The 21,037-nt window shown below is 42.8% G+C and carries 27 protein-coding genes and 2 pseudogenes; 22 read left to right on the top strand and 7 right to left on the bottom strand.

The features are described 5' to 3' along the window. Positions 1-80 precede the first annotated feature (80 nt). Positions 81-869, bottom strand: coding sequence for an ECF transporter S component (locus tag LW728_RS16405; RefSeq protein ID WP_004163578.1), 789 nt, complete (start codon positions 867-869; stop codon positions 81-83). A gap of 303 nt (positions 870-1,172) precedes the next feature. Between LW728_RS16405 and LW728_RS16410 the strand changes: the two genes are divergently transcribed. The 9 genes from LW728_RS16410 to LW728_RS16450 all read left to right on the top strand — a co-directional run bounded on the left by LW728_RS16410 (position 1,173) and on the right by LW728_RS16450 (position 7,856). After that, positions 1,173-1,457 carry a hypothetical protein gene (locus LW728_RS16410; RefSeq protein ID WP_287666219.1) on the top strand — a complete coding sequence of 95 codons (285 nt, stop codon included), beginning with the start codon at positions 1,173-1,175 and terminating at the stop codon, positions 1,455-1,457. Between the two features lie 63 nt (positions 1,458-1,520). After that, the gene (locus LW728_RS16415) at positions 1,521-2,297 is read left to right on the top strand and encodes a M48 family metallopeptidase (RefSeq protein ID WP_004163580.1); all 777 of its coding nucleotides are present in this window, start codon (positions 1,521-1,523) and stop codon (positions 2,295-2,297) included. 44 nt (positions 2,298-2,341) lie between these two features. Continuing rightward, positions 2,342-2,536, top strand: coding sequence for a hypothetical protein (locus LW728_RS16420; RefSeq protein WP_287767303.1), 195 nt, complete (start codon positions 2,342-2,344; stop codon positions 2,534-2,536). Positions 2,537-2,726: 190 nt separating this feature from the next. Next, positions 2,727-2,903: a hypothetical protein gene (locus tag LW728_RS16425; RefSeq protein ID WP_287767304.1), complete on the top strand. Its 177-nt coding sequence runs from the start codon at positions 2,727-2,729 to the stop codon at positions 2,901-2,903. Positions 2,904-3,282: 379 nt separating this feature from the next. Further along, positions 3,283-5,394: a bifunctional arginine dihydrolase/ornithine cyclodeaminase gene (gene argZ, locus LW728_RS16430; protein WP_287767306.1), complete on the top strand. Its 2,112-nt coding sequence runs from the start codon at positions 3,283-3,285 to the stop codon at positions 5,392-5,394. 158 nt (positions 5,395-5,552) lie between these two features. Next, the gene (locus LW728_RS16435; RefSeq protein WP_287767307.1) at positions 5,553-6,998 is read left to right on the top strand and encodes a GUN4 domain-containing protein; all 1,446 of its coding nucleotides are present in this window, start codon (positions 5,553-5,555) and stop codon (positions 6,996-6,998) included. A gap of 44 nt (positions 6,999-7,042) precedes the next feature. Further along, the gene (locus LW728_RS16440) at positions 7,043-7,237 is read left to right on the top strand and encodes a RelB antitoxin-like protein (protein ID WP_287767309.1); all 195 of its coding nucleotides are present in this window, start codon (positions 7,043-7,045) and stop codon (positions 7,235-7,237) included. Positions 7,238-7,286: 49 nt separating this feature from the next. Continuing rightward, on the top strand, positions 7,287-7,595 hold the full coding sequence (locus tag LW728_RS16445) for a DUF6883 domain-containing protein (protein WP_287767311.1): 309 nt from the start codon (positions 7,287-7,289) through the stop codon (positions 7,593-7,595). Between the two features lie 24 nt (positions 7,596-7,619). Further along, positions 7,620-7,856 carry a DUF4926 domain-containing protein gene (locus tag LW728_RS16450; protein ID WP_002792164.1) on the top strand — a complete coding sequence of 79 codons (237 nt, stop codon included), beginning with the start codon at positions 7,620-7,622 and terminating at the stop codon, positions 7,854-7,856. Positions 7,857-8,094: 238 nt separating this feature from the next. Here the strand turns inward: LW728_RS16450 and LW728_RS16455 are convergent, their stop codons facing one another. Next, entirely contained in the window at positions 8,095-8,271 is a 177-nt protein-coding gene (locus LW728_RS16455; protein WP_287767312.1) for a hypothetical protein, read from the bottom strand. A gap of 102 nt (positions 8,272-8,373) precedes the next feature. Here LW728_RS16455 and LW728_RS16460 point away from each other — a divergent pair, with 102 nt between their 5' ends. The 6 genes from LW728_RS16460 to LW728_RS16485 all read left to right on the top strand — a co-directional run bounded on the left by LW728_RS16460 (position 8,374) and on the right by LW728_RS16485 (position 11,232). Continuing rightward, complete coding sequence (locus LW728_RS16460; RefSeq protein WP_008198370.1) at positions 8,374-8,802, top strand: PIN domain-containing protein; 429 nt, start codon at positions 8,374-8,376, stop codon at positions 8,800-8,802. Further along, positions 8,799-9,011, top strand: coding sequence for a hypothetical protein (locus LW728_RS16465; protein WP_002763392.1), 213 nt, complete (start codon positions 8,799-8,801; stop codon positions 9,009-9,011). The genes LW728_RS16460 and LW728_RS16465 overlap by 4 nt, the downstream gene beginning before the upstream one ends. A 93-nt stretch (positions 9,012-9,104) precedes the next feature. Next, positions 9,105-9,326: a DUF2283 domain-containing protein gene (locus LW728_RS16470; protein WP_002800310.1), complete on the top strand. Its 222-nt coding sequence runs from the start codon at positions 9,105-9,107 to the stop codon at positions 9,324-9,326. Positions 9,327-9,362: 36 nt separating this feature from the next. Beyond that, the gene (locus LW728_RS16475; protein ID WP_002800311.1) at positions 9,363-9,611 is read left to right on the top strand and encodes a hypothetical protein; all 249 of its coding nucleotides are present in this window, start codon (positions 9,363-9,365) and stop codon (positions 9,609-9,611) included. 38 nt (positions 9,612-9,649) lie between these two features. Beyond that, a complete protein-coding gene (locus LW728_RS16480; RefSeq protein WP_149976032.1) occupies positions 9,650-9,979 on the top strand; it encodes a DUF6883 domain-containing protein in 330 nt (109 codons plus the stop codon). Between the two features lie 257 nt (positions 9,980-10,236). After that, on the top strand, positions 10,237-11,232 hold the full coding sequence (locus LW728_RS16485; RefSeq protein ID WP_287767321.1) for a DNA cytosine methyltransferase: 996 nt from the start codon (positions 10,237-10,239) through the stop codon (positions 11,230-11,232). 109 nt (positions 11,233-11,341) lie between these two features. On the opposite strand, the gene LW728_RS16490 is transcribed toward LW728_RS16485, so the two are convergent. Beyond that, positions 11,342-11,992: a restriction endonuclease subunit R gene (locus LW728_RS16490; RefSeq protein ID WP_287767323.1), complete on the bottom strand. Its 651-nt coding sequence runs from the start codon at positions 11,990-11,992 to the stop codon at positions 11,342-11,344. A 284-nt stretch (positions 11,993-12,276) separates the two neighbouring features. On the opposite strand from LW728_RS16490, the gene LW728_RS16495 reads away from it, so the two are divergent. Then, complete coding sequence (locus LW728_RS16495) at positions 12,277-12,663, top strand: Pepco domain-containing protein (RefSeq protein ID WP_069474594.1); 387 nt, start codon at positions 12,277-12,279, stop codon at positions 12,661-12,663. A 44-nt stretch (positions 12,664-12,707) separates the two neighbouring features. Next, a complete protein-coding gene (locus LW728_RS16500) occupies positions 12,708-14,144 on the top strand; it encodes a GUN4 domain-containing protein (RefSeq protein WP_287767314.1) in 1,437 nt (478 codons plus the stop codon). Positions 14,145-14,222: 78 nt separating this feature from the next. Here LW728_RS16500 and LW728_RS16505 read toward each other — a convergent pair whose 3' ends face one another. Next, on the bottom strand, positions 14,223-15,014 hold the full coding sequence (locus tag LW728_RS16505; protein WP_287767315.1) for a transposase: 792 nt from the start codon (positions 15,012-15,014) through the stop codon (positions 14,223-14,225). A 215-nt stretch (positions 15,015-15,229) separates the two neighbouring features. Between LW728_RS16505 and LW728_RS16510 the strand changes: the two genes are divergently transcribed. From LW728_RS16510 to LW728_RS23430, 4 genes and pseudogenes are all read left to right on the top strand, one after another. Continuing rightward, positions 15,230-15,430 (top strand): hypothetical protein, encoded by a 201-nt coding sequence (locus tag LW728_RS16510; protein ID WP_002743272.1) that lies wholly within the window; start codon positions 15,230-15,232, stop codon positions 15,428-15,430. Then, positions 15,424-15,636, top strand: a complete 213-nt coding sequence (locus tag LW728_RS16515) for a RelB antitoxin-like protein (RefSeq protein WP_008198347.1) — start codon at positions 15,424-15,426, stop codon at positions 15,634-15,636. Before LW728_RS16510 ends, LW728_RS16515 begins: the two co-directional genes overlap by 7 nt. Continuing rightward, positions 15,623-15,871 (top strand): type II toxin-antitoxin system RelE family toxin, encoded by a 249-nt coding sequence (locus LW728_RS16520; protein WP_287767316.1) that lies wholly within the window; start codon positions 15,623-15,625, stop codon positions 15,869-15,871. The genes LW728_RS16515 and LW728_RS16520 overlap by 14 nt, the downstream gene beginning before the upstream one ends. Before the next feature lie 225 nt (positions 15,872-16,096). After that, positions 16,097-16,192, top strand: a pseudogene (locus LW728_RS23430) (DUF6888 family protein); the annotation flags it as partial. A 125-nt stretch (positions 16,193-16,317) separates the two neighbouring features. Here the strand turns inward: LW728_RS23430 and LW728_RS16525 are convergent. Beyond that, on the bottom strand, positions 16,318-19,044 hold the full coding sequence (locus tag LW728_RS16525) for a calcium-binding protein (protein ID WP_287767318.1): 2,727 nt from the start codon (positions 19,042-19,044) through the stop codon (positions 16,318-16,320). Between the two features lie 483 nt (positions 19,045-19,527). On the opposite strand from LW728_RS16525, the pseudogene LW728_RS16530 reads away from it, so the two are divergent. Continuing rightward, positions 19,528-19,862, top strand: a pseudogene (locus tag LW728_RS16530) (IS630 family transposase); the annotation flags it as partial. A 167-nt stretch (positions 19,863-20,029) separates the two neighbouring features. Here LW728_RS16530 and LW728_RS16535 read toward each other — a convergent pair. Then, complete coding sequence (locus tag LW728_RS16535) at positions 20,030-20,704, bottom strand: HAS-barrel domain-containing protein (protein WP_287767319.1); 675 nt, start codon at positions 20,702-20,704, stop codon at positions 20,030-20,032. A 2-nt stretch (positions 20,705-20,706) separates the two neighbouring features. Next, positions 20,707-20,901 (bottom strand): NAD(P)H dehydrogenase subunit NdhS, encoded by a 195-nt coding sequence (locus LW728_RS16540; RefSeq protein ID WP_002759298.1) that lies wholly within the window; start codon positions 20,899-20,901, stop codon positions 20,707-20,709. Positions 20,902-21,037 lie beyond the last annotated feature (136 nt).

A 21,037-nucleotide genomic window follows, 5' to 3' on the forward strand; every position in this document is an offset into this window, starting at 1 on the left:
TGTCGGGTTGGACGCAACGCAGGAATTCTTCCCGTTGAGTCCGCCCCTACACCCCACACCCCAAAAGGAAAACTTTCATTTTAGTAGATCGCCTCTCTTGATTTAACCAAACCGATCGCCCGTAAACCGGCAATCACACCACAACCGATCACCATACCGACGAGGGAACGAATCAGATTTTCTATGGGAACGATCGGAATTAAAGCGATCCAGACTTCTTCTGGCCAGTTAAAAATCGAGTAGGTAATGGCGACGGCTCCTAAATGGGAGAGGCCGCTGGCGGTCCAGGTACCCCCAAAAATTCCCGCCGCTACTAGGGCTAAATTGCTACCTTTGATCCAATGAGGAAAAAGAGTCCGGGTTGGTAGGATAAATAATACCAAAGCCGACCAATCGACGAAAGCCCCGGCGATAAAGATTCGTGGCGAAATACCGTTCAGTCCGATCGCCCGGTTAGCGTAGATAAACAGGGGAATCAGAAAAATTAACGTCAATCCTAACCACCAATAACGGCGTTTTTTGCCTAAAACCATCGTTCCCGCCACAAAACTAGACAAAATCGCCCCAAAGACCGAAATAGCGGGAATTCCTGCCGTGTAGGGGGCAAGGAAAGTCCCAATTAAGGCCCCAATGCCACTAGCGATCGCTCCAGCGATCGGGCCGAGTAACCAACCCAAGAGGGGAAAAACCGCTTGACTGAGGGGCATACTACCGCCGGAAGCGAGGACAATGGAGAAGGGAATAAAAGAAAGGGTAGTGACAATGGCCGCTAAGACGACAATATAGGCGATCGGCGCCCCATCAATGGCGGCACTACTGACAGCTTCTACTTTGCGTTCTTCCCCTTCGGGGATAATATCTAGGGTCATAGTTGCAAGGGTGATTCTAACTTTTCTATCATCCTATGGTTTTATGTGCTTCGGGCAGTTAATGGCCAACGTTATAGCAGGGGATTTGAGCAAGCGGAAAGGAGGCAGTCGCTGCATCCCTACCGGTGTACGCTCCTGTGGGGAATTCCTCTGCTATATTTTTCTTAACCAAGAATCTTAATGATATTTTAAGATTTTTTAAAAAACCGCCCCTAGCTGAGATGAACGTATATCCTAGAGGGGAGCGAGTATAAATTCTTATTCCCGTTCGATCGCGCCCCAATTCTTTGGAGATCAGCACCCATGCTTACTTTGCTCCGTTCTCTGCTATTTTCCACCCTATTAAGTTTTGTTGCCCCCGTCCTCCTGGTGGGTTCGATTTTAACTGCTTTATTCGCCACCAGTCACGTCCCCGGCTTTACTTGGGTTTGTCGGGCGGGTTTTAGCCAAATCCTGCAATTTTTAACCATTTTTGGTGGCGGTTATCCCCTACAAGGAATGTTAACCATCGCTGTTACTTTTGCTTTTGTTGGCAGTTTATTCGATTTATTTAACTTTTACGTCTATCAAACCAATCGGGGACAGTAACAGACAAAGGGTGATAGGCACTGTCTAGAATGGGAATGAGGTTTTTATGGGATCGAATCGTCTATGCGCCCTATTTTCTACCGTTTTTGGCTATTAACAATCATTTCTCTGCTGCTGAGCCTGAGTATCGGGATTATCAATCCCCAAACCAGTTTCGCACTCTCGTGGATGGATTTACTTTTTCGGGGTGTGCAAGTTATTCAACTCTCCACTATTTCTCCTCAGCAGGAAGTCGCCATCGGTGGGCAGATTAATCAAGGTTTATTAGAATCAGGTAAGGTGAAACTGTCCAAAGATGCCAGAATTAACCAATATGTCCAAGAAATCGGGCAGCGATTAGCGGCAACTAGCGATCGCCCTGACCTTCCCTACACTTTTCAAGTGGTGCGCGACAATAGCATTAACGCCTTCGCTACTATGGGCGGATTTGTCTATTTACACACGGGATTGATTAAAACTGCTGATAATGAGGCCGAATTAGCCAGCGTCATTGCCCATGAAATCGGCCATATCGTCGGTCGTCATTCTATCACCCAATTACGCAATACTGCCCTCGCCCAAGGACTTCTCAGCGCGGCGGGATTAGAGACAAAAACTTGGGTACAATTGGCGGTTAATCTCGCCTACAGTTTACCAAACAGTCGCAAGGATGAATTAGAGGCGGACCGACTGGGTTTAAAGAATTTGGCCAGGGCTGGTTATGAACCCACGGCGATGATCTCCTTTATGCGAAAATTAGCACAACAGGGGGGTTCTACCCCGACAATTCTCAGCACCCATCCAGCTACAAGCGATCGCATTGTGGCACTGCAAAAACAGCTTAATTCGGTTAATAACTGAACTTCCCCCAGACATTTTGTCTAGGCTGAATTATAGATATAGCTTTGGCTGCTAGAATTAAGGCATTTCAAGACCAACCTTCCTTTTCCCATTACCAAAAAATTGAGTCTTTAGCGGGGGAAGATTGGTCTGATTTAAAATTAGACTTGTTAGATTACTTGCGCGAGTTTAGCGGTGGACGTTCCACAGAGGCTAAAATCGATATATTTCTCCACGAAAATTTAGTTAGGACTTGCTGAATAAATCTAAAAACCTTGTTGGGTAAGACTTTTAGACTTTTTGTCAATCAAAAAGTACCAAATATGGGAGTGATCGGGGGGAAAATTCAGGGACTTTTTCCCTGAAAATTAGGTAATTGACCCCCTCAAAATCGGTAAAACCCTACACCCCACACCCCACACCCCACACCCTACCCCCACGAAAAACTTTTTGCCGCAAACCCTAGTTAGAGATGCAATTAAAGTCGTTTCTGATAATTCCTATGTGCAGTCTCACCTAATTTGGCGGATAATGGATGCGGCTGCTACCGTCGATCCTAACTGGGTGATCGATCATGTACGTCCTGCTGCGGAAAAGATACTCGACGAAAAAAAGGCTGATCCCTAGGAAGAAGCAATTAAATGGCTAAAAAAAGCTCGTAATGCCTTTTATATGTCGGGAAGAATGGCAAACTTATCGGGAAAGTTTAATTAAGTAGCTGGTTATAATTAAATTAAAAATGGATTTTAGGTTCGATCCCCCCTGCCCCCCTTGATAAGGGGGGTGCCGATAGGCGGGGGGATCTGACAACTTTTAACGCCGATTTACAATGATTTAAGCTTGTAGCCGTCAGTTATCGGCTAAAACTGGGCTGTTTTTAGCTTGTAGAGTGGACATTGTCCTAATCTTAGGCCCAGTGACATTTCGGGGCAAAGTAGAGTATAATGGAAGATTGGTCTAAACTTATCTCCAGACTACTTATACTGAATATTCATTGTCAAAAAATATGACTGAAACTATTCGCTTTTTGATGTGTTCTCCCGATCATTACGATGTGGATTATGTGATTAATCCTTGGATGGAGGGCAACATTCACAAATCTTCCCAAGAAAAAGCTAGGCAACAATGGCAGCAGCTTTATCATGTTCTCAAAGATCGGGCGATCGTGGATTTAGTCACACCAGAAAAAGGCTGGCCCGACATGGTTTTTACCGCTAATGCAGGTTTAGTTCTGGAAAAAACTGTAGTTCTCAGTCGCTTTTTACACAAAGAAAGACAGGGAGAAGAACCCTATTTTAAACAGTGGTTTGAAGATAACGGTTTTACGGTTCACGAACTGCCAAAAGATTTACCCTTTGAAGGTGCAGGAGACGCACTATTAGATCGAGAAGGACGTTGGTTATGGGCAGGATATGGCTTCAGAACTGAGTTAGATTCCCACCCTTTAATCGCTAAATGGCTCGATATCGAGGTTTTATCCCTACGTTTAATCGATGAACGTTTCTATCACCTCGATACCTGTTTTTGTCCCCTTAGTGGCGGTTATCTACTCTACTATCCCGATGCTTTTGATGCCTATTCTAATCGGTTAATTGAGTTAAAAATTCCCGAAGAAAAACGCATTATCGTTGAAGAAGCGGATGCGGTTAACTTTGCTTGTAATGCAGTGAATATCGGTCAAGTAATCGTCATGAATAAAATTAGTGACGATTTACAATATAAGTTAGCGTCAAAAGGGTTTGAAGTGGTACAAACTCCCCTGACGGAGTTCTTAAAAGCAGGAGGAGCCGCCAAATGTTTAACCCTGCGTACCACGGAACCCTTAATTCCAGACCATCACGCTAATGTCACCATTGAAAGTCGCATTCTCCAGCTAGAAGGTCATCTGCTCGACGCGGGAATTATGAATAAAGCTCTCGATGTTGTGGTAGGAAATGGGGGCAGCTTCAAGGTTTTAAACTTCACCTTAGGGATTGAGCGCCAAAGTACCTCCTCGGCCGAAGTGCGGGTTTCTGCACCCTCTCACGAGGTAATGGAGGAGATCATGGTACAATTGATCGACCTCGGTGCGGCCGCTCGTCCTCAAGAAATCTGTGATGTCAATACCGCCATTGTCGCTCAAGATGGGGTCGCTCCCGATGATTTTTATGTCAGCACCATCTATCCCACGGAAGTGCGGGTTAACTGTGAATGGGTGCGGGTGGAAAATCAACGCATGGATGCAGCCATCGTCGTCACTGAAAGTCCAGAAGGCAAAACCGCGAAATGTACTCTGCTGCGGGATTTAAAAGCTGGCGATTGCGTTATGGTGGGAGTTGAGGGCATCCGTACTATCCGACAGGCGGAATCCAGGGAACAACGCAACAGCACCCAGGAATTTACCTTTATGGGTGCGGGGGTTTCCAGCGAGCGCCGAGTCGAGTTAACCGTGGAGCAGATTGCCTGGGAAATGCGCCAAATTCGCGACCAGGGCGGTAAAGTGGTAGTAACGGCAGGTCCGGTGGTCATTCACACTGGAGGAGCGCAACATCTCTCCCGTTTAATCCGCGATGGTTACGTTCACGCTTTACTGGGGGGAAATGCGATCGCAGTTCACGACATGGAACAGGCGATCATGGGTACTTCTTTAGGGGTAGATATGCAGAAAGGCATCCCCGTGCGCGGTGGCCATCGTCACCACCTCAAGATTATCAACCTCATCCGTCGCCACGGCAGCATCGCCAAAGCTGTATCGGCCGGGGTATTGACAAAAGGTGTAATGTATGAATGCGTCAAGAATAATGTCCCCTTCAGTTTGGCCGGTTCAATTCGCGATGATGGTCCGCTTCCGGATACGGAGATGGATTTAATTAAAGCACAGGAAGAATATTCCCGTTTAATTCAAGGTGCAGACATGATTCTCATGCTCTCTAGTATGCTCCATTCCATCGGTGTGGGCAATATGACACCGGCGGGGGTGAAAATGGTCTGTGTTGATATTAACCCGGCCGTGGTGACAAAATTAAGCGATCGAGGTTCCGTAGAATCCGTCGGTATCGTCACCGATGTGGGTTTATTCCTGAGTTTGTTAACCCAACAGTTGGATAAGTTAACCCGTCCCTTGGTAGAAACGGTTTAAAACCGCAAATAGATATCGGGTGGGTTACGCTTTGCTAACTCACCTATTTTTATCGATATTTTCAAGCAATTATCAGAGAAAATTTGCCCACTAGAGTCGCCCTAGCTTGCTTTCTTTTTGTATAATAGGGCTTATCTTCCCATACTTGTCAAACGGCTATGAGTCTCTGTCTCAATCCCGATTGTTCGCACAAAAACACCCCCACGGATAAATTCTGTCATAAGTGCGGTTCTCAATTACTGCTCAGAGAACGTTATCGAGCGCTAAAATTAATCGGTCAAGGGGGTTTTGGCAAGACATTTCAAGCGATAGATGAGGATAAACCCTCAAAACCCTATTGTGTAATTAAACAATTTTTCCCGTCAGCGCAGGGAACAGGAACTTTACAGAAAGCAGCAGAATTATTTAAAGAAGAAGCGATTCGTTTAGATAGTTTGGGAAGATACCCACAAATCCCCGAACTTTACGCCTATTTTACCGCTAATGACGGGCGACAATATCTCGTGCAGGAATATATCGCAGGACAAAATCTCGAACAAGAATTAAAAGAGGAAGGAGTATTTAACGAAGCTAAAATTAAACATCTTTTGTCAGAGATTTTACCGATTCTAGAATTTATTCATAGTAAACAAGTAATTCATCGCGACATTAAACCCGAAAATATTATTCGCAGAAAAAGCGATAATAAATTGATTTTAGTGGACTTTGGAGCGGCAAAATTTGTCAGTCCTTTAAATCGTTCCATGACAGGAACAATTATCGGTTCTGCGGAATACATCGCACCAGAACAGGGGAACGGGAAAGCAGTTAATGCCAGTGATTTGTATAGTTTGGGTGTAACTTGCCTTTATTTATTAACTGGAATATCTCCCTTTGATTTATTCGATGGTGGGGAACACCAATGGGTATGGCGACAGTGGTTGGTTAATAATCCTGTTAGTAATGATTCAGGGAATATTCTGGATAAATTAATCGAGTTTGGCACGAAAAAACGCTATCAATCCGCTTCGGAAGTGTTGTCAGCTTTGCAGATAAAAACATCAGTCTCTATATCTCAGACAACTATTCAAAAACCCCTTAATCCCGTTATTTCCGTTCCTCAAACTCCCCCATCTATCCAGCTTAAAAGCGCCAAAGGAATCGATTATCGGAACTTAGAGGATTTACTGAAACGGCAGCAATGGAAGCAAGCGGACGAAGAAACCGCAACAGTGATGCTACAGGCTGCCAACCGAAGGTCAGAAGGATGGTTACGGGTAGAGGATATCGATAATTTCTCCTGCGAGGATTTGCGAACCATTGACCAATTATGGGTTAAATATAGTGGCGGTCGCTTTGGTTTTTCCGTGCAGGCGAAAATCTACCGCGAACTCGGTGGGACGCGGCAGTATAATAGAAGAGTTTGGAACGCTTTCGGAGATAGGGTAGGCTGGCGAGTGAATAATAGCTGGATATGCTACAAAGATGTTACTTTTGACCTAAAAGCACCCCTAGGACACCTCCCGATATTGAAAATAAGAAGATGGTATGAGGGTCCGTTGGTTAGTACAAGGTTTAGGGTTGTCTCTTCTCTCGCGTCGAGACTTGTAAAATGTAACATATAAAGGTAACAGCCAATTTTTAAGAATTGTATCGGAGGGAAAACCAAATGCTAGAAATTAACAAAAACTATGTATTAGACAAAGATCAAAAGCCGATTGCCGTTCAGATTCCCATTGCTGAATTTGAAAAAATCGAAGAAATCCTAGAGGATTACGGACTAGGAAAACTCATCGAAGAAGTTGAAAATGATCAAATCCTAGACAAAGAAAAAACATGGCAATACTGCCGGTATATACTGTAAAATCTATTTTATAGAAGTCTATAAAGAAATTGGCTAAATTACAATATAAATGCCTTATTTAAATCCCAATGCGACAATCCCACCAGCTAAATTAACCCGGTATTTGCTAGTTTTACAACCCAAAGATGATAAATCAGGCTTTCTGGCACAAGCAGGATATAATTTAGACAACTGGCAGGTATTGGAACAAGATTTAAGACGTATTCTTCTCAACGAGGCCACCTTAAATAAACAAACAAAGTTCGGTGATATTTATGAAATTAAAGGACTTTTACAAGGGGTGAACGGGATAAACTTACGAGTCTCTACCTATTGGATTATCGACTCACTTACGAAAGAAACAAGATTTGTGACTTGATTACCAGATTAAAAGAGTTAGACTATGAAATTTGATATGTTTTCCGAAGTTCAATTAACCGAAGATTTGCCAGAATCTAATTTGTCTCGTGGCACTCACGCGATTATCGTGGATTATTGTCCTCGACCCGAAGGCCAAGAGGATGGCTATGTTTTAGAAGTGTTAAATAATCAGGGAAAAGCCTATACAGTTATCGCTGTAGAAGTTTCCAAGATTGAATCAATTCAAAATATTAAACAGGATGAATTGCAAATTATATAATTCTGTTATTCTTAGTGGATTTAATCCCCCATCCTAGCAATGGCGAAATGGGAGCAATTTTAGAGGTTTTTAACGCTCTCGGTGAGTCAATTTCAGTAGTAACCTTTGGGGTGGTTGGGTTTCGCTTAAACAATCGAATTGAGCCATTTTCGACCCAGTATTGTTTCGCTCAACCCAACCTACAATAATTGCTTATATTAATTTCTGATTAATTGCCAATTCATTGCCGACACAAGAGTTAAAGCGATAACAATTCATTGCTGTATGTAACAATATAAGAGGAGTGCGATCGCTGATCTTGTAGGGTGCGAAAACGCGCGTGTAACGCACCGCTAATGTTTGGGATAAAATGGAGAAGTTTCAATGCGATCGAGTCCAAGTGCGATCGCTCTGAGAGATGATCGAGGTCAAGCATGACAGTGCAATAACTTCGTTACAGAGATAGGATAGTAGAATAGAGGGGGCTACCATGCCGCTGCTTCAGGCTTTGATTTAGTCTTGTCGATCAGTTATTATCATGAAAGAAAAAGTGTACTTGGATTCCACGGTTCCGAGTTATTACTTTGATGAGCGTGAAGCGCTAAAAACTTTTACCGAAATCACAAGGAAGTGGTGGTCGGAGATGTCCAGTTATTATGATTTATATATTTCGGATGCCGTGCTTCAAGAACTAACCAACGGAAACTATCCGCGTAAAGCTGAAATTATTCATTTGGTTTCGAGGATTCCTTTACTACCGCCGACTTCTGCTCTTGAACAAGTTGTCGAGTTTTATCTTGCCTATGCCAGCTATTTCGACATTCAATATCTCGTTACTTGGAATTGCAACCACCTAGCGAATGCTAACAAACGGAAGCATATTCGCGTTATCAATGCCCGCCTGGGTTTGTCAACACCTGAAATTGTCACACCACTTGAACTATTCAAAGAGGAGAATAACTTATGATCCACTCAGAGATTTTGCAAGAAAAAGATAAAACTCAAACAAGATTATCGGAGGAATGCACGTCTATCCATGACTATTTAGTTAAGTCTCGCATTGCTGCGGAAAAGGCTGCGGAATCCTACGGGTTTACTCTCAAGTATGCTGAAGAAATTCATAAAATTCGAGAAGAACACACCAAAGCTTTCAACGTCAACACAACAGCCTCTTAGGTTGGCTTGAGCGAAACGCTATAGATTGATTCTGATTAATTGCCAATTCATTGCCAACACAAGAGTTAGGGCGATAACAATTAGAGGAATTTGGTGAACAAGATACACTATAGCCCAGATGTGGATGCTTTATTAATTGAGTTAAACAATAATCCAATTGCTTACGCAGAGGAGGAAGGGAAAACAATATTACATTATTCCGAGGACGATCAGTTAGTTTTAATCGAGATTCTAGATTTTGGTTGTTCTCTATCGGAAGATGCTAGACAAGAACTTGCAAAATCCATATCTTCTAGTGAATCGATTAAAATATAGTTATTAGTTAATATCCATCTCACAACAATTTAAATCATGAAAGGTATTCAGTATATTGTCGATGAAACAGGAGAAAAAACAGCGGTTGTTATCGATCTAAAAGAATGGGGTCAACTGTGGAATGAGTTTTATCAAAATTTACTCGATCGCTCTCCCGTAAACGAAGACTGGATAAATCGATCGCCTTTTCGAGAAAAATTAGATCAAGCTCTGACGTGGAATGCTAATCATCCACCGCAGTTATCAGATCTAGAATCCCTAAAGAGCAAACTCGACAATCATTAGTGCTGAAGAAAAGGCTAGAAAACTAAGTAGATTGAGCGATGCAAATTCCATCTAAAGCAATTATTCCAGAGGATAAACTTACTCGTTATCTTCTCGTATTCAGAGACAAAGATGACAAATCAAAATTTTTAGCACAAGCAGGATTTACTCTCGATAATGCGGCCAGTTTGCAAAAAGCGATTATTCAGCTAATTACCGTAGAAGATGCGATCAAAGATGGTAAAAATGAATACGGTATCTTTTATCGAGTTGAAGGAATGCTAGAAGGAGTTAACGGAATTAATTTAGCAGTGGTTACAATATGGATACTGCGATACATTGACGACTGTTTTCAGTTTGTTACTCTCAAACCCCGAAAGGATAGATAATTATGGATGTTAGATTATACGATCATGTGGTTCTTTGTCTTGATGTTCCCGAAGACAATCTAAAATCGGGAGATGTGGCAGTATTAGTGGATTTAATCCCCCATCCTAGCAATGGCGAAATGGGAGCAATTTTAGAAGTTTTTAACGCTCTCGGTGAGTCAATTTCAGTAGTTACTGTGCCAATTTCGGCGATTAAACCCCTACAGGCCAATGAAATATTTACCGTCCGCTCTTTATCGCTACAATCTCAACTATCGATGAATCTCCTGAAAGATAGTAAAAAAATTCGTTTTGTTGACCTCTTTTGTGGTTTGGGAGGGTTTCGATTGGCAATTGAACAAGTTTGTCGCCAAAAAAACTTAGAATCTGATTGTGTTTTTTCCTGTGATATAGATAAAGACGCTCGGTCAATTTATCAGGCTAATTTTGGCGACCAACCCCGGGGGGATATTACCGAAATTGCTGCCCTAGATATTCCCAATCATGATATTTTAATGGCGGGATTTCCCTGTCAACCCTTTAGTATTTGTGGTGATTTAAAGGGGTTTGAAGACACCAGAGGCACGCTATTTTTTGAGATTGCTCGTATTTTAAAAGCCAAACAACCCGCAGCATTTATTCTGGAAAATGTCAAGCAATTGCAGGGACATCAACAGGGAAAAACCTTGCAAGTTATTCTCGATACTCTGCAAGATTTAGATTACTATACCGATTATCGGGTTTTGAATGCGCTTCATTTTGGTTTACCGCAAAAACGGGAACGAATTTTTATCGTTGGTTTCCGAGAAGCGAGAGATTTTATCTGGCCAAAACCAGCTTTATCTAGAACAAGTTTAACGGAAATCTTAGAGGAAAATGTTTCGGATTTTTATTATGCTTCCGAAAAAATTCAAAAAAGTCGCCTTCTGAAAAGAGAGGGAAAAAAACCTTATAGTGAACCGACTATCTGGCACGAAAATAAAGGAGGAAATGTCAGCGCTTATCCCTATTCCTGTGCCTTGCGAGCGGGAGCATCCTATAATTATTTGTTAGTGGATGGGAAAAGACGCTTAACAGAAAGAGAAATGCTACGTTTACAAGGTTTTCCCGATGATTATCAAATTGTCGGCAGTTATCAAACTATGCGAAAATTAACGGGTAATAGTGTAGCGATTTCCTGCGTAGCTGCTGTGGTTAATTCTGTAATCGAGTCTTGGTTAGATGTTGAGCAAGCATCAACTAATTCATTCTCGTTAAATCGACAACTTAATTAAGTTTATTTTCGACTCAGGAGTTTTAGATAGTGGTGATTATTCAAGACGCTTTTAATTGCCTATATAGACAGTCAAAACCTAGGAGATTATAGCTTGTTTGAGTCCTAATTTATATCTCTAAAATTAGCTGACCCATTGCCTTGAGCATTTGGAGCAGATTAATTGCTGATTCAGGATACATTAAATTAAGTTCTGGCATTATCTGATAAGTGGGGTTAGTTTCTTGTCTGAGATAGACGAACATATATTGTAAGCCATTAGTCGCTAATCCCCAAACTGAGGGTTGTCTTTCTAAGCTATTGTAGGCATAAGTCAGTAATTGAGGTAATCCCTGACGTACTTCGATTCCACTCTCTTTAGCTTCAATGACTAAAATCAAAAAAGGGATATTATTGACAGTTGATATCGAATTATTCACCGTGACAATATCAAAGCGTCCGCTAATAGTTTTATCTTCATCCACAAGGATAATATTATCAATCCCTTCTTCAACCCTAATCTTAATCGGATAACGATAAAAACCCGCTAACCGCAATAAGGGAAATAGGGTTAAAACTTTAACTTGTCCTTCTGATGCTTTATCTTCCATCAAATAGGGTCGAAAATCGTTGCGGATTTGAACAAGTTCTAATTTTTCTGCGTCGCTGACGGTTTCCAAAGCTAAAGGCTCTGTAAATGAGACATCTTCAAGCTTTTCTTGGAAATTAAGATGACGTTGAACATCAGCAAGGGTTAGTTTACTCGTTTTGATGGTAAGCATTGATTTAGCAAGCAGTACATCGCTGTTACCATGATAGCGGAAAATAGGTTTCTCGGCTGTTCTTGCTAACAAAATAAGCCAAGACAGAAACACAAATTTAACAATAAAGTTGCTGGGTGGGGTGCGGATTGTTAATGTTGGTTTTTTAAAAGAATTGGTCGCCTTCTAACGCACTTTACACTCGTCGGCCTTTTTTGGGACTGTTAACCCCTATCTCTATAGGTGAGTTAGCAATGGGTAACTAGAATAATAAAGGAGAACCATTGCCGAAAAACGAGAGCGCTATGCCAGAAGAAACTATTTGGATTATCACCGCAGAAGATACCCCCGTCACCCCCGATAAAGATGCGAAAGGAAACGACACCTATGACAATCCCTGGGACACGAGGAAAATTATCACCGAAGCTGCGACTCGCGGCGTAAAAGTGAGCATAGAGAAGCTAGAGACAGAACTTTCCCATTTTCTCCAGCTTATCGGCAAAGTCTTCAATCAAGCACAGAAACAGGTCAACCAACAAACCGGTTTTAAACTCGATGAAGTAGAGCTTTGCGTAGAGATTACCGGAGAAGGTGAAGTAAAATTGTTAGGGACGGGGATTAAGACTGGCACCAAAGGCGGATTAACCTTAAAATTCAAGCGAGACGAGAAAAACACACCGACTGCAGACTAATGGCGAACTGGGGATTATTTATCGGGATAAATCAATACAAGCGCTTGAAACCGCTCAAATGTGCCAAGCAGGACGCGGTAGAGATGGCGCGTTATTGTCGTGACGAGATTAATTTTGAGGAAGTTTTCCTGTTTACCGATGATTCTGACCCAATAACCGCGCCGAATGGTTCCCAACAGGAGACGAAACCGACGTACACAAATCTAATGGCTTTCCTGCACGACTTTTTCGAGTCGCAACGCTTAGAAACCGGCGATAATTTCTGGTTTTTCTTCAGTGGTCACGGATTACGCCATCAGGGACAGGATTACCTCGTTCCCAGCGAGGGACACCCGACCTTAATCGAACGGACGACCATTCCCCTCAATTACGTTACCCAACGTTTACGGAGATGTGGCGCAGATAATATCATTCTCTTTCTCGATGCCTGTCGCAACGAGAACGACTTTAGCAATAAATCCGTAGGCTGGCAAAAGCAACAGGGAGTGATAACCATCGCTTCCTGTAGTCCGACGGAGGAATCCTACGAAATTCCCGAACTACAACAGGGTTCGTTTACCTATTCACTTCTAGAGGCTTTACGAATCCAAGGAGAAAATAACTGCGCTACAGTAGAAAGACTCTGTAATCGTCTCCGCGAAAGGATTCCAGAAATCAACCGACAACACAACAAACCCCCGCAAACCCTCCATTCTATTGTCGAACCGCATTATAAAAATCATCTGATTCTGTTACCGAAACAGGCAAAGACTCCCGATATAGAGTTATTGCGAGTGGAAGCTTTAGAGTTGGAAGTGGAGGGAAAGCTAGAGGAAGCGCGACAGTTGATGAGACGAGTTCTGGCTTTGGATACAACCAGACCTAAATACTGGCAAGATTACGACAGAATTAATCGAAAATTAGCACAACAACCCGTCCCACCGTCCCCTAAAACGGAACCGATAAATGGCGAGTCGGCGAAAACGATAACAGAAACCCCGAAACCCGCAGCATCGCCAGAAATCGAACTTAAAAGCGCCAAAGGAATCGATTATCGGAACTTAGAAGATTTATTAAAACGGCAGCAATGGAAGCAAGCGGACGAAGAAACCGCGAGAGTGATGCTACAGGCTGCCAACCGAACAAAAGAGGGATGGTTACGGGTAGAGGATATGGATAATTTTCCCTGCGAGGATTTGCGAACCATTGACCAATTATGGGTGAAATATAGTGGCGGTCGCTTTGGTTTTTCCGTGCAGGCGAAAATCTACCGCGAACTCGGTGGGACGCGGAAGTATAATGAAAGAGTTTGGGACGCTTTCGGAGATAGAGTAGGCTGGCGAGTGAATAATATCTGGATATACTACAAAGATGTTACTTTTGACCTAAAAGCACCCCATGGACACCTCCCGGGGCGGCAGAGTTTTGAGTGTGTTGGGGTGGTGGGGGGTTTTTGGGGTTTCTCTTCTCTCGCGTCGAGACTTGTAAAATGTAACATATAAAGGTAACAGCCAATTTTTAAGAATTGTATCGGGTTGATTTTCCACGAAGCCATGCGGGTTCTGGGTTTTCGATACCTGTCACCCAGGACCCGGGTCCGGTCCGCGACATGATTGTAGTATGTCTCCAGCGACGCGGGGGTTGTAGGCGTTGGCAAAAACGAACTGATCCGCCACCGCGAGAATTTCTGGGGTGACTTCCTCCCACTCCTCCCACCAGAGAGACAATTGGCCCGGAGAGGATTTTTTAGACCTTTTCTTCGGCTTTATCCCCGCGAGTAGCTTACTTCCCCAGTGGTTGCGGGTTTCCGGTTTCGGTCGCGGCCGGTATTTCTTGCAGAATCCGCGATATTTGGCCGCGCATTCCTCTAGGGTTTCTCCCAGACTCAAAAACGCAGGATGCCAAGTGGTTAAGCCATCGTCTCCGAGTCGGTCATAGACCCCGTAATCGCTAAAATCGTAGAAGAATCCGACTTGGACTCCCGCAGCCTTCGGATTGGCGTGAATATAGCGTAGGGTATTCAGCGCTCGCTTAGTATCCGTGGTGGGAAAACCGCTACTGTGATAGCGTTTCTCCCAGAAGTGACCAGTTCGATTCAGCATTCGGTTAAAACACATGGCGGTGTACCAGTTCAACCAGTGCATAATTTTGGGTAAGTCTTCCGCGTCTTTCGGTTCGATGAGATAGTGAATATGGTTACTCATCACACAGAGCGCGTAGAGTTTGAATCCGTACTTTTCGATCGCTTTTTTGATAGCGTAGAGTAACACCTGTCGGCATTCTAGACGGGTCAGGCGAAATTCTCGGTTATTACAGCGAATGGTTATATGATAGGAATAGCCTGGGATTAGTTCTCGTTTTGCTCGTGACATTTTGCGTATTTTTCCCCGCGAGGACTTGTAGAATATAACACCTAACAGAAAGATACCGCTATCTTTATCCTGTCCGCAACTTTTATCTGTTAACATGGAACTGTAAACATATTACTAATGCTCAAATTCAGAAAAAACTTCTCAATATATGCGCGGATTTCGGCTACAAATTACCGCTAATCTGTACACCTTACGAGTTAATGGGAGAATGAGCTATGTGGGAAGATGAAATACTCGAAGAAATTCATAAGATTAGAGAAGAACACGCCAAGTCTTTCAACTACGATATAAAAGCGATTTGCGCCGATTGGAGGGAGAGACAAGGGAAAAGTGGTAGAAAATTAGTTCGGTTAAATACCGCCCAAAACATGACAAAAAATAGCGAAAATGATACTATTGAGAGAACCAAATGCTAGAAATTAACAAAAACTATGTATTAGACAAAGATCAAAAGCCGATTGCTGTTCAGATTCCCATTGCTGAATTTGAAAAAATCGAAGAAATCCTAGAGGATTACGGACTAGGAAAACTCATCGAAGAAGTTGAAAATGATCAAATCCTAGACAAAGAAAAAGCCTTACAATATTTAGAATCGCTTAAAAACAAAAATGTGGAAGGTTGAATACAACAAGAGATTTTTAAAAGAATTAGCCTCTTTGCCAAAAGACATACAATCTCGCGTTGAGTTGATCGTATTTTCCGAGTTAGAAACTGACAATCCTTTTGAATTAGGCTATCTCGATAAAATGAAAGGACATAAAGATAAATATAAAATTAGAGTTGCAGATTATAGGATTGGCCTGACTATTGATAAACCCAATGGCTCTCTTAGGTTTGGTGGGCAAAATGTATTCTAAGATACATTCTTCCTAGCGAGCGAGTGGAAGGAACCACAAAGACACAAAGGACACAAAGATTGATCGATCCTATATAAGTTAAACTTATCACACAGAACCTAGAAGAGCCACCCAATCAAACCATCATCTGTCAACGGGTCGCACATCGTAGAGAAATTTACAAAACTTTTCCTTGATAGAAAGATACCGCTATCTTTATCTGTCAGTTGCTGATCTTTTCTCTACCAAACGATATACCTATTCCGCTATGATAGCCGACTCAAAATTATTTATATTTTAGCGGGAACCAATGAAGACATCAGCATTTTAATCGATGAATAGGGAAATTGGAACTTTGAATTATGTCTATATACAAAGTCAGCATTCATCCCATCGCTAAAAGCGAGGGAATTCTGCTGACACTCAGTTAAATGCAGTGAGAGCTTATTGCCTCAAACCAGAGGATGTCACAGCACTATATTGGTAACAGGTAAACTATACACTCCAGCCATCGCCAATTGAAAGTCGCTGACTGCATCGCCGTTGATATCCCCGCAAAGGAGACCGCCGTTAAAGCGCAGTTGTCCCGCTTGACCTGAAAAATCCGAGGCACCAATAAACGTGAAACTCTGATTACCAGCATTGAGGGAGTTGGCATCGATGCCAGAGACGTCAATAGTATCAAAACCAGTATTGAAATCGAGGATTTTGTCTTGGTTTGCGCCTTGACCGATTTCATCAACGGTGTTGAAGATAAAACGGTCCCGACCTTCACCTCCCGTTAGTTGATCTGACCCTAATCCTCCGATAAGTTTGTCCTCACCACCGCCACCAATAATGACATCATTACCAGTGGTGCCAGTGATATTATCATTCCCCCAATAGCCATGGATTTGGATATTGTCACCGACAAAAGCAGTATTAGAAAAGTCGAGTTTATTGTCACTCCAATCACCGATGATTGTTACTTTTCCTGTTACTCCTGTCCCGTCGATGGTTTCAATGCCACTATTGACCCCAAAACTGTTGAGACCAATATCAACATTACCCGTACCTTTGGCGACGATGGTATCTGTCCCAGTTGTCCCTTTATCTGTAATGGTGTCATAGCCTTCAAAGGTACTCCAATCATTACTTTGATAGCCGGTATAAAGGTAATTGTCGGAACCGTTACCACCGTTAAGTTTGTCCTCACCACCGCCACCAATAATGACATCATTACCAGTGGTGCCAGTGATATTATCATTCCCCCAATAGCCATGGATTTGGATATTGCCACCGACGAAAGCAGTATTAGAAAAGTCGAGGGTATTGTCACTCCAATCACCGATGATTGTTACTTTTCCTGTTACTCCTGTTCCGTCGATGGTTTCAATGCCACTATTGGCGCTAAAGGAAAGAATCCCCAGGTCCACGTCTCCTGTACCCAAAGCCACAATTTTATCCACACCAGAGGTGCCGGTATCGGTGTAGATGTCGTAGCCTTGGAAACTCGACCAGCCTCCGGCTAGATTACCGGAGACATAATAAGTGTCTGACCCTTCGCCTCCATCCAATTGGTCATTGTCTGCGCCGCCATAGAGTAAGTCATTACCAACTCCACCCGATAAATTGTCACATCCCCAATCTCCATCGATTAGGTCATCGCCGCCGCCACCACTGAGAACATCATTTCCTCCGTAACCCATCAGGTGTTCAGCAAGATTCGTACCTGTAATCGTGTCGCTAGAGTTATCACCGTAAATAATGGTTTTCTGAAGATAGAAATAGTTGAGCCAACTAGAAACATCGTTAAGGCGAGCATTGGCATCGCCGTCTTCGTTGACGAGACGATTTTCTTCGATGGTAAAGCCAATATGATAGAGTCCATCGGCTACGGTATTGACTAAATTTTTACCGAAGTATTGGGTTGTCGCTCCGTCATTTTGTACCAGGTGGTAGCCTGTTTCCTCATTTCCCTCATCGTCACCGTGGAGGAGGATAAATTCGTCATAGTGATTAGTGCGAACCCATTGATTGAGGGTGCGAATATCATCGCTGGTAATCCAGCCATCAGCAGCGACACCTGTAGCGGTAATGCCATCGACTAATAGATGGTTAAGTCCATCGGCGGCGGCGGCTCCAGCGTTAATATCCCCCGCATTTGTCCACTTGGCTAAGCCAGTATCAATTTTGATGGTATCGACAATTTTATCTAATCCGGTGCCAGTGGTGGACTGATCGACGTAAAAATATGTTACCCAATCTGCTACGTCTTTGACTGTGGCATTGGCCGCACCATCTTCGTTGAGAAACCGTCCATTTTGGATCTCAAAACCAATATGATAGATTCCGTCGGCAACGGTATTAACTAGGTTTTTCGCAAAATATGTGGTCTGAGCGCCGTCATTTTGAACTAAATGGAAGCCAGTTTCTGTTGTGCCGTCATCATCCCCATGCAGAACAACAAAAGTATTATAACGGGTGGCATCAGAGCGAATCCAATTGTTAATTTGTGCAATATCGCTTTCGGAAATTGAACCATCGGCGGCGAGATTGTAGGTGGTAATCGCTGTTTTTAATAAATCATTCAGTCCATTGGCCGCATCAGCACCGCCAGCAATTTCTTGCCAAGGTATATTTTGCGCTAAACCCTGATCAGCAATGATTAATTCCGTAATCTGATCAAGTCCGGTATTAGTTGTTGCCCGATCTGTATAAAATTGGGTTAGCCAATCCGCTACCTGAGCAACTGTGGCATTGGCGTTACCATCTTCATTGACAAAGGTGCCATTTTCAATTAGGAAACCAATGTGATAAATGCCATCAAAAACCGTATCAACTAAATTCTGATTGCGATACTGTTGAGTCGCTCCGTCATTTTGGACTAAATGAAACCCTGTTTCTGTTGTCCCGTCATCATCGCCGTGGAGAGCAGTAAATTCTGCTAAACGGTTGGCACGAATCCAGGCATTAATCGCGGTTACGTCACTGACAGTAAAAATGCCGTTACTAGCGACTCCAGTGGCTTGTTTGGCTTCTAAGATTAAATGATTTAATTCATTAGCTGCCGTCATTCCATCCGTAATATTTGTACCGAGATTGGCACCAGCAAGTCCTGTATCTATGCCAATTCTTTCAACCGTTTGATCTAGTCCCGTTCCGGTTGTTCCGCTTGGGGAATTTTGCACCATCGAATAAGATTTGCTTGCCATAATTATTAACCATGAAAAATAAGGTAGTTAGTGAAATAGCAACAATTGTTAGACAAGTAACGACAAAACCGCACTAAGGCAGGTTTATCCTCAATCCAGTTAGCAAAACCCAGTTATCATCAGGGACGACTGAAGTGGTCACTACGAACCAGAAGGGTTGTCAACTGGACTGGATCAGGGGGATTTGGTATTACCCTGACAATTGCGGATCGATATCCTCACTCATACCCGAAGTCGATTCCAACGATTGGACAGTCTCAGATAGTAAATTAGTTCTAACTGATTGTCTTGCCTCTGCTCAGACTATCGAACGAGGTTTTCCGACCTTGATAGTCCTGAGTCGTCGTTTGATAATCTAACCTTTAATGGAATCTTGGATTATTGTAGCACGTTATACAGATATGTGATACCCGCTGCTTTTTCTCTCTTAGCGTTGCTCAAATCCCACATTCCGCACCCTAAGGGTCACAAGGTCTCAAAAGAGGAAGGAGCGTGAGTCAAAATACTTATCTAGTGGAAATACCAATTAATAATTATAAAGATAGACAAACTTATTATGGTGCATTAAACTTGTTAGAGCCAGATTTAATTTTAGAAAAATATACCAAAGGATTAGCAAAATCAGAATGGCAAATTACTTGTGAACTTTTTGCCCCTTATGCGCCAGAAGAAAATCCACTTGAAGCAATTTGGTTTCAATTAAAAAATTTGCTCAGGAGGTTTTATCGTTTCGGCAAAAACTTTAAGATTATTAATCTTTTATTTGAATTTTTGCCAAATATAATCTTTTCAAATTTACTAACTTGAAAAGATTTTAGGTTTGCTATATATTCACTGGGTAGAGAATGTTATCTAGAAACATTTCCTACATTTCCGAGAATGGCCAAGGGTTGCTGATTTTTTTTAACCACAAAGACACAAAGGACACAAAGAAAGGGAGTAAGGGATTTCCACCACTCTAAGAGTGCCAAGAGAGCCGAATTATCTAAGGACTAATATGAATTTGACTGAGAATATAACGCAAGCGATCATAATCATCTTTAAGTAAAACACTTAACTGTCTGCCCACATTGACTAACCATTGTCGATCGGCTTGACGCAATTGATACATCTGACGGATAGAAGCGGCTGCCAAAGCTTCCACGGGAGTATTTTTGACCTGTAATAAAATTCTTAAAAAGTCTAATTGTTCACTAAAATAAACTACTTCTAACGACTCACATTGATAAACCGCCTGATGAATTTGTGGGGGCCGGGGAGGAATATATTGATAGATATAACCTCGCCCGGCACCATTGCCATTAACTTGTCCTGGCAGGGTTTCAAAACCGACAATAGTTGCCCGAAATTCCGTTTTTAACATAGCGAAAATCTGCGGCTGTTGTTCCCGCAATTCAGCCAAAGACAACCCCAAAGCTCTAGCGCGATGTACCGAATCGATGGGTGCAGTGGTGGCAAAGGTGACAATCCCAAAAATCTTATTACCCGTTTCTTCATCGTAGGCTTTCACCCAACTACCAAAAGCGGGCATAAAAGGAAAGTTTAACTCCTCTGGTTCCAAACATTGCGCCAAAAACTCGGTCGTCGTCGTCTCGATAACTTCGGCGATATGATCGGGATGGCGGTTATCCGTGGCCAATTGCGGTAAGGGTGGACGCATGGTTATTTTTTGCCTTTAGCGGGGGCAATAATTACTTCTTCTAATTCCGAGAGATTAAAGGTAACTAACTTATCCCAGTTGCCCCCCTCAAAAAGAACGGCCACTTTCCCATCGCTTAAACGCTGGGCTAAACCTTCAAATTTATAGTAGGTATCATCGGGATTGGTGACTCGAACGGTACTACCTGGCAAAATCATAGGATTGACGACAAAATTATAATATTAGGGGTCGAGAAGGTCGTCACCGACCTCCCCTCCCATTCAGAACCGTGCGTGAGACTTTCGCCTCACACGGCTCCTAGTTTGACTGTTCCCTTGTTAAGGATACAGCTTG

The organism is Microcystis sp. 49638_E5, assembly GCF_021300285.1.
Classification (GTDB): domain Bacteria; phylum Cyanobacteriota; class Cyanobacteriia; order Cyanobacteriales; family Microcystaceae; genus Microcystis; species Microcystis aeruginosa_C.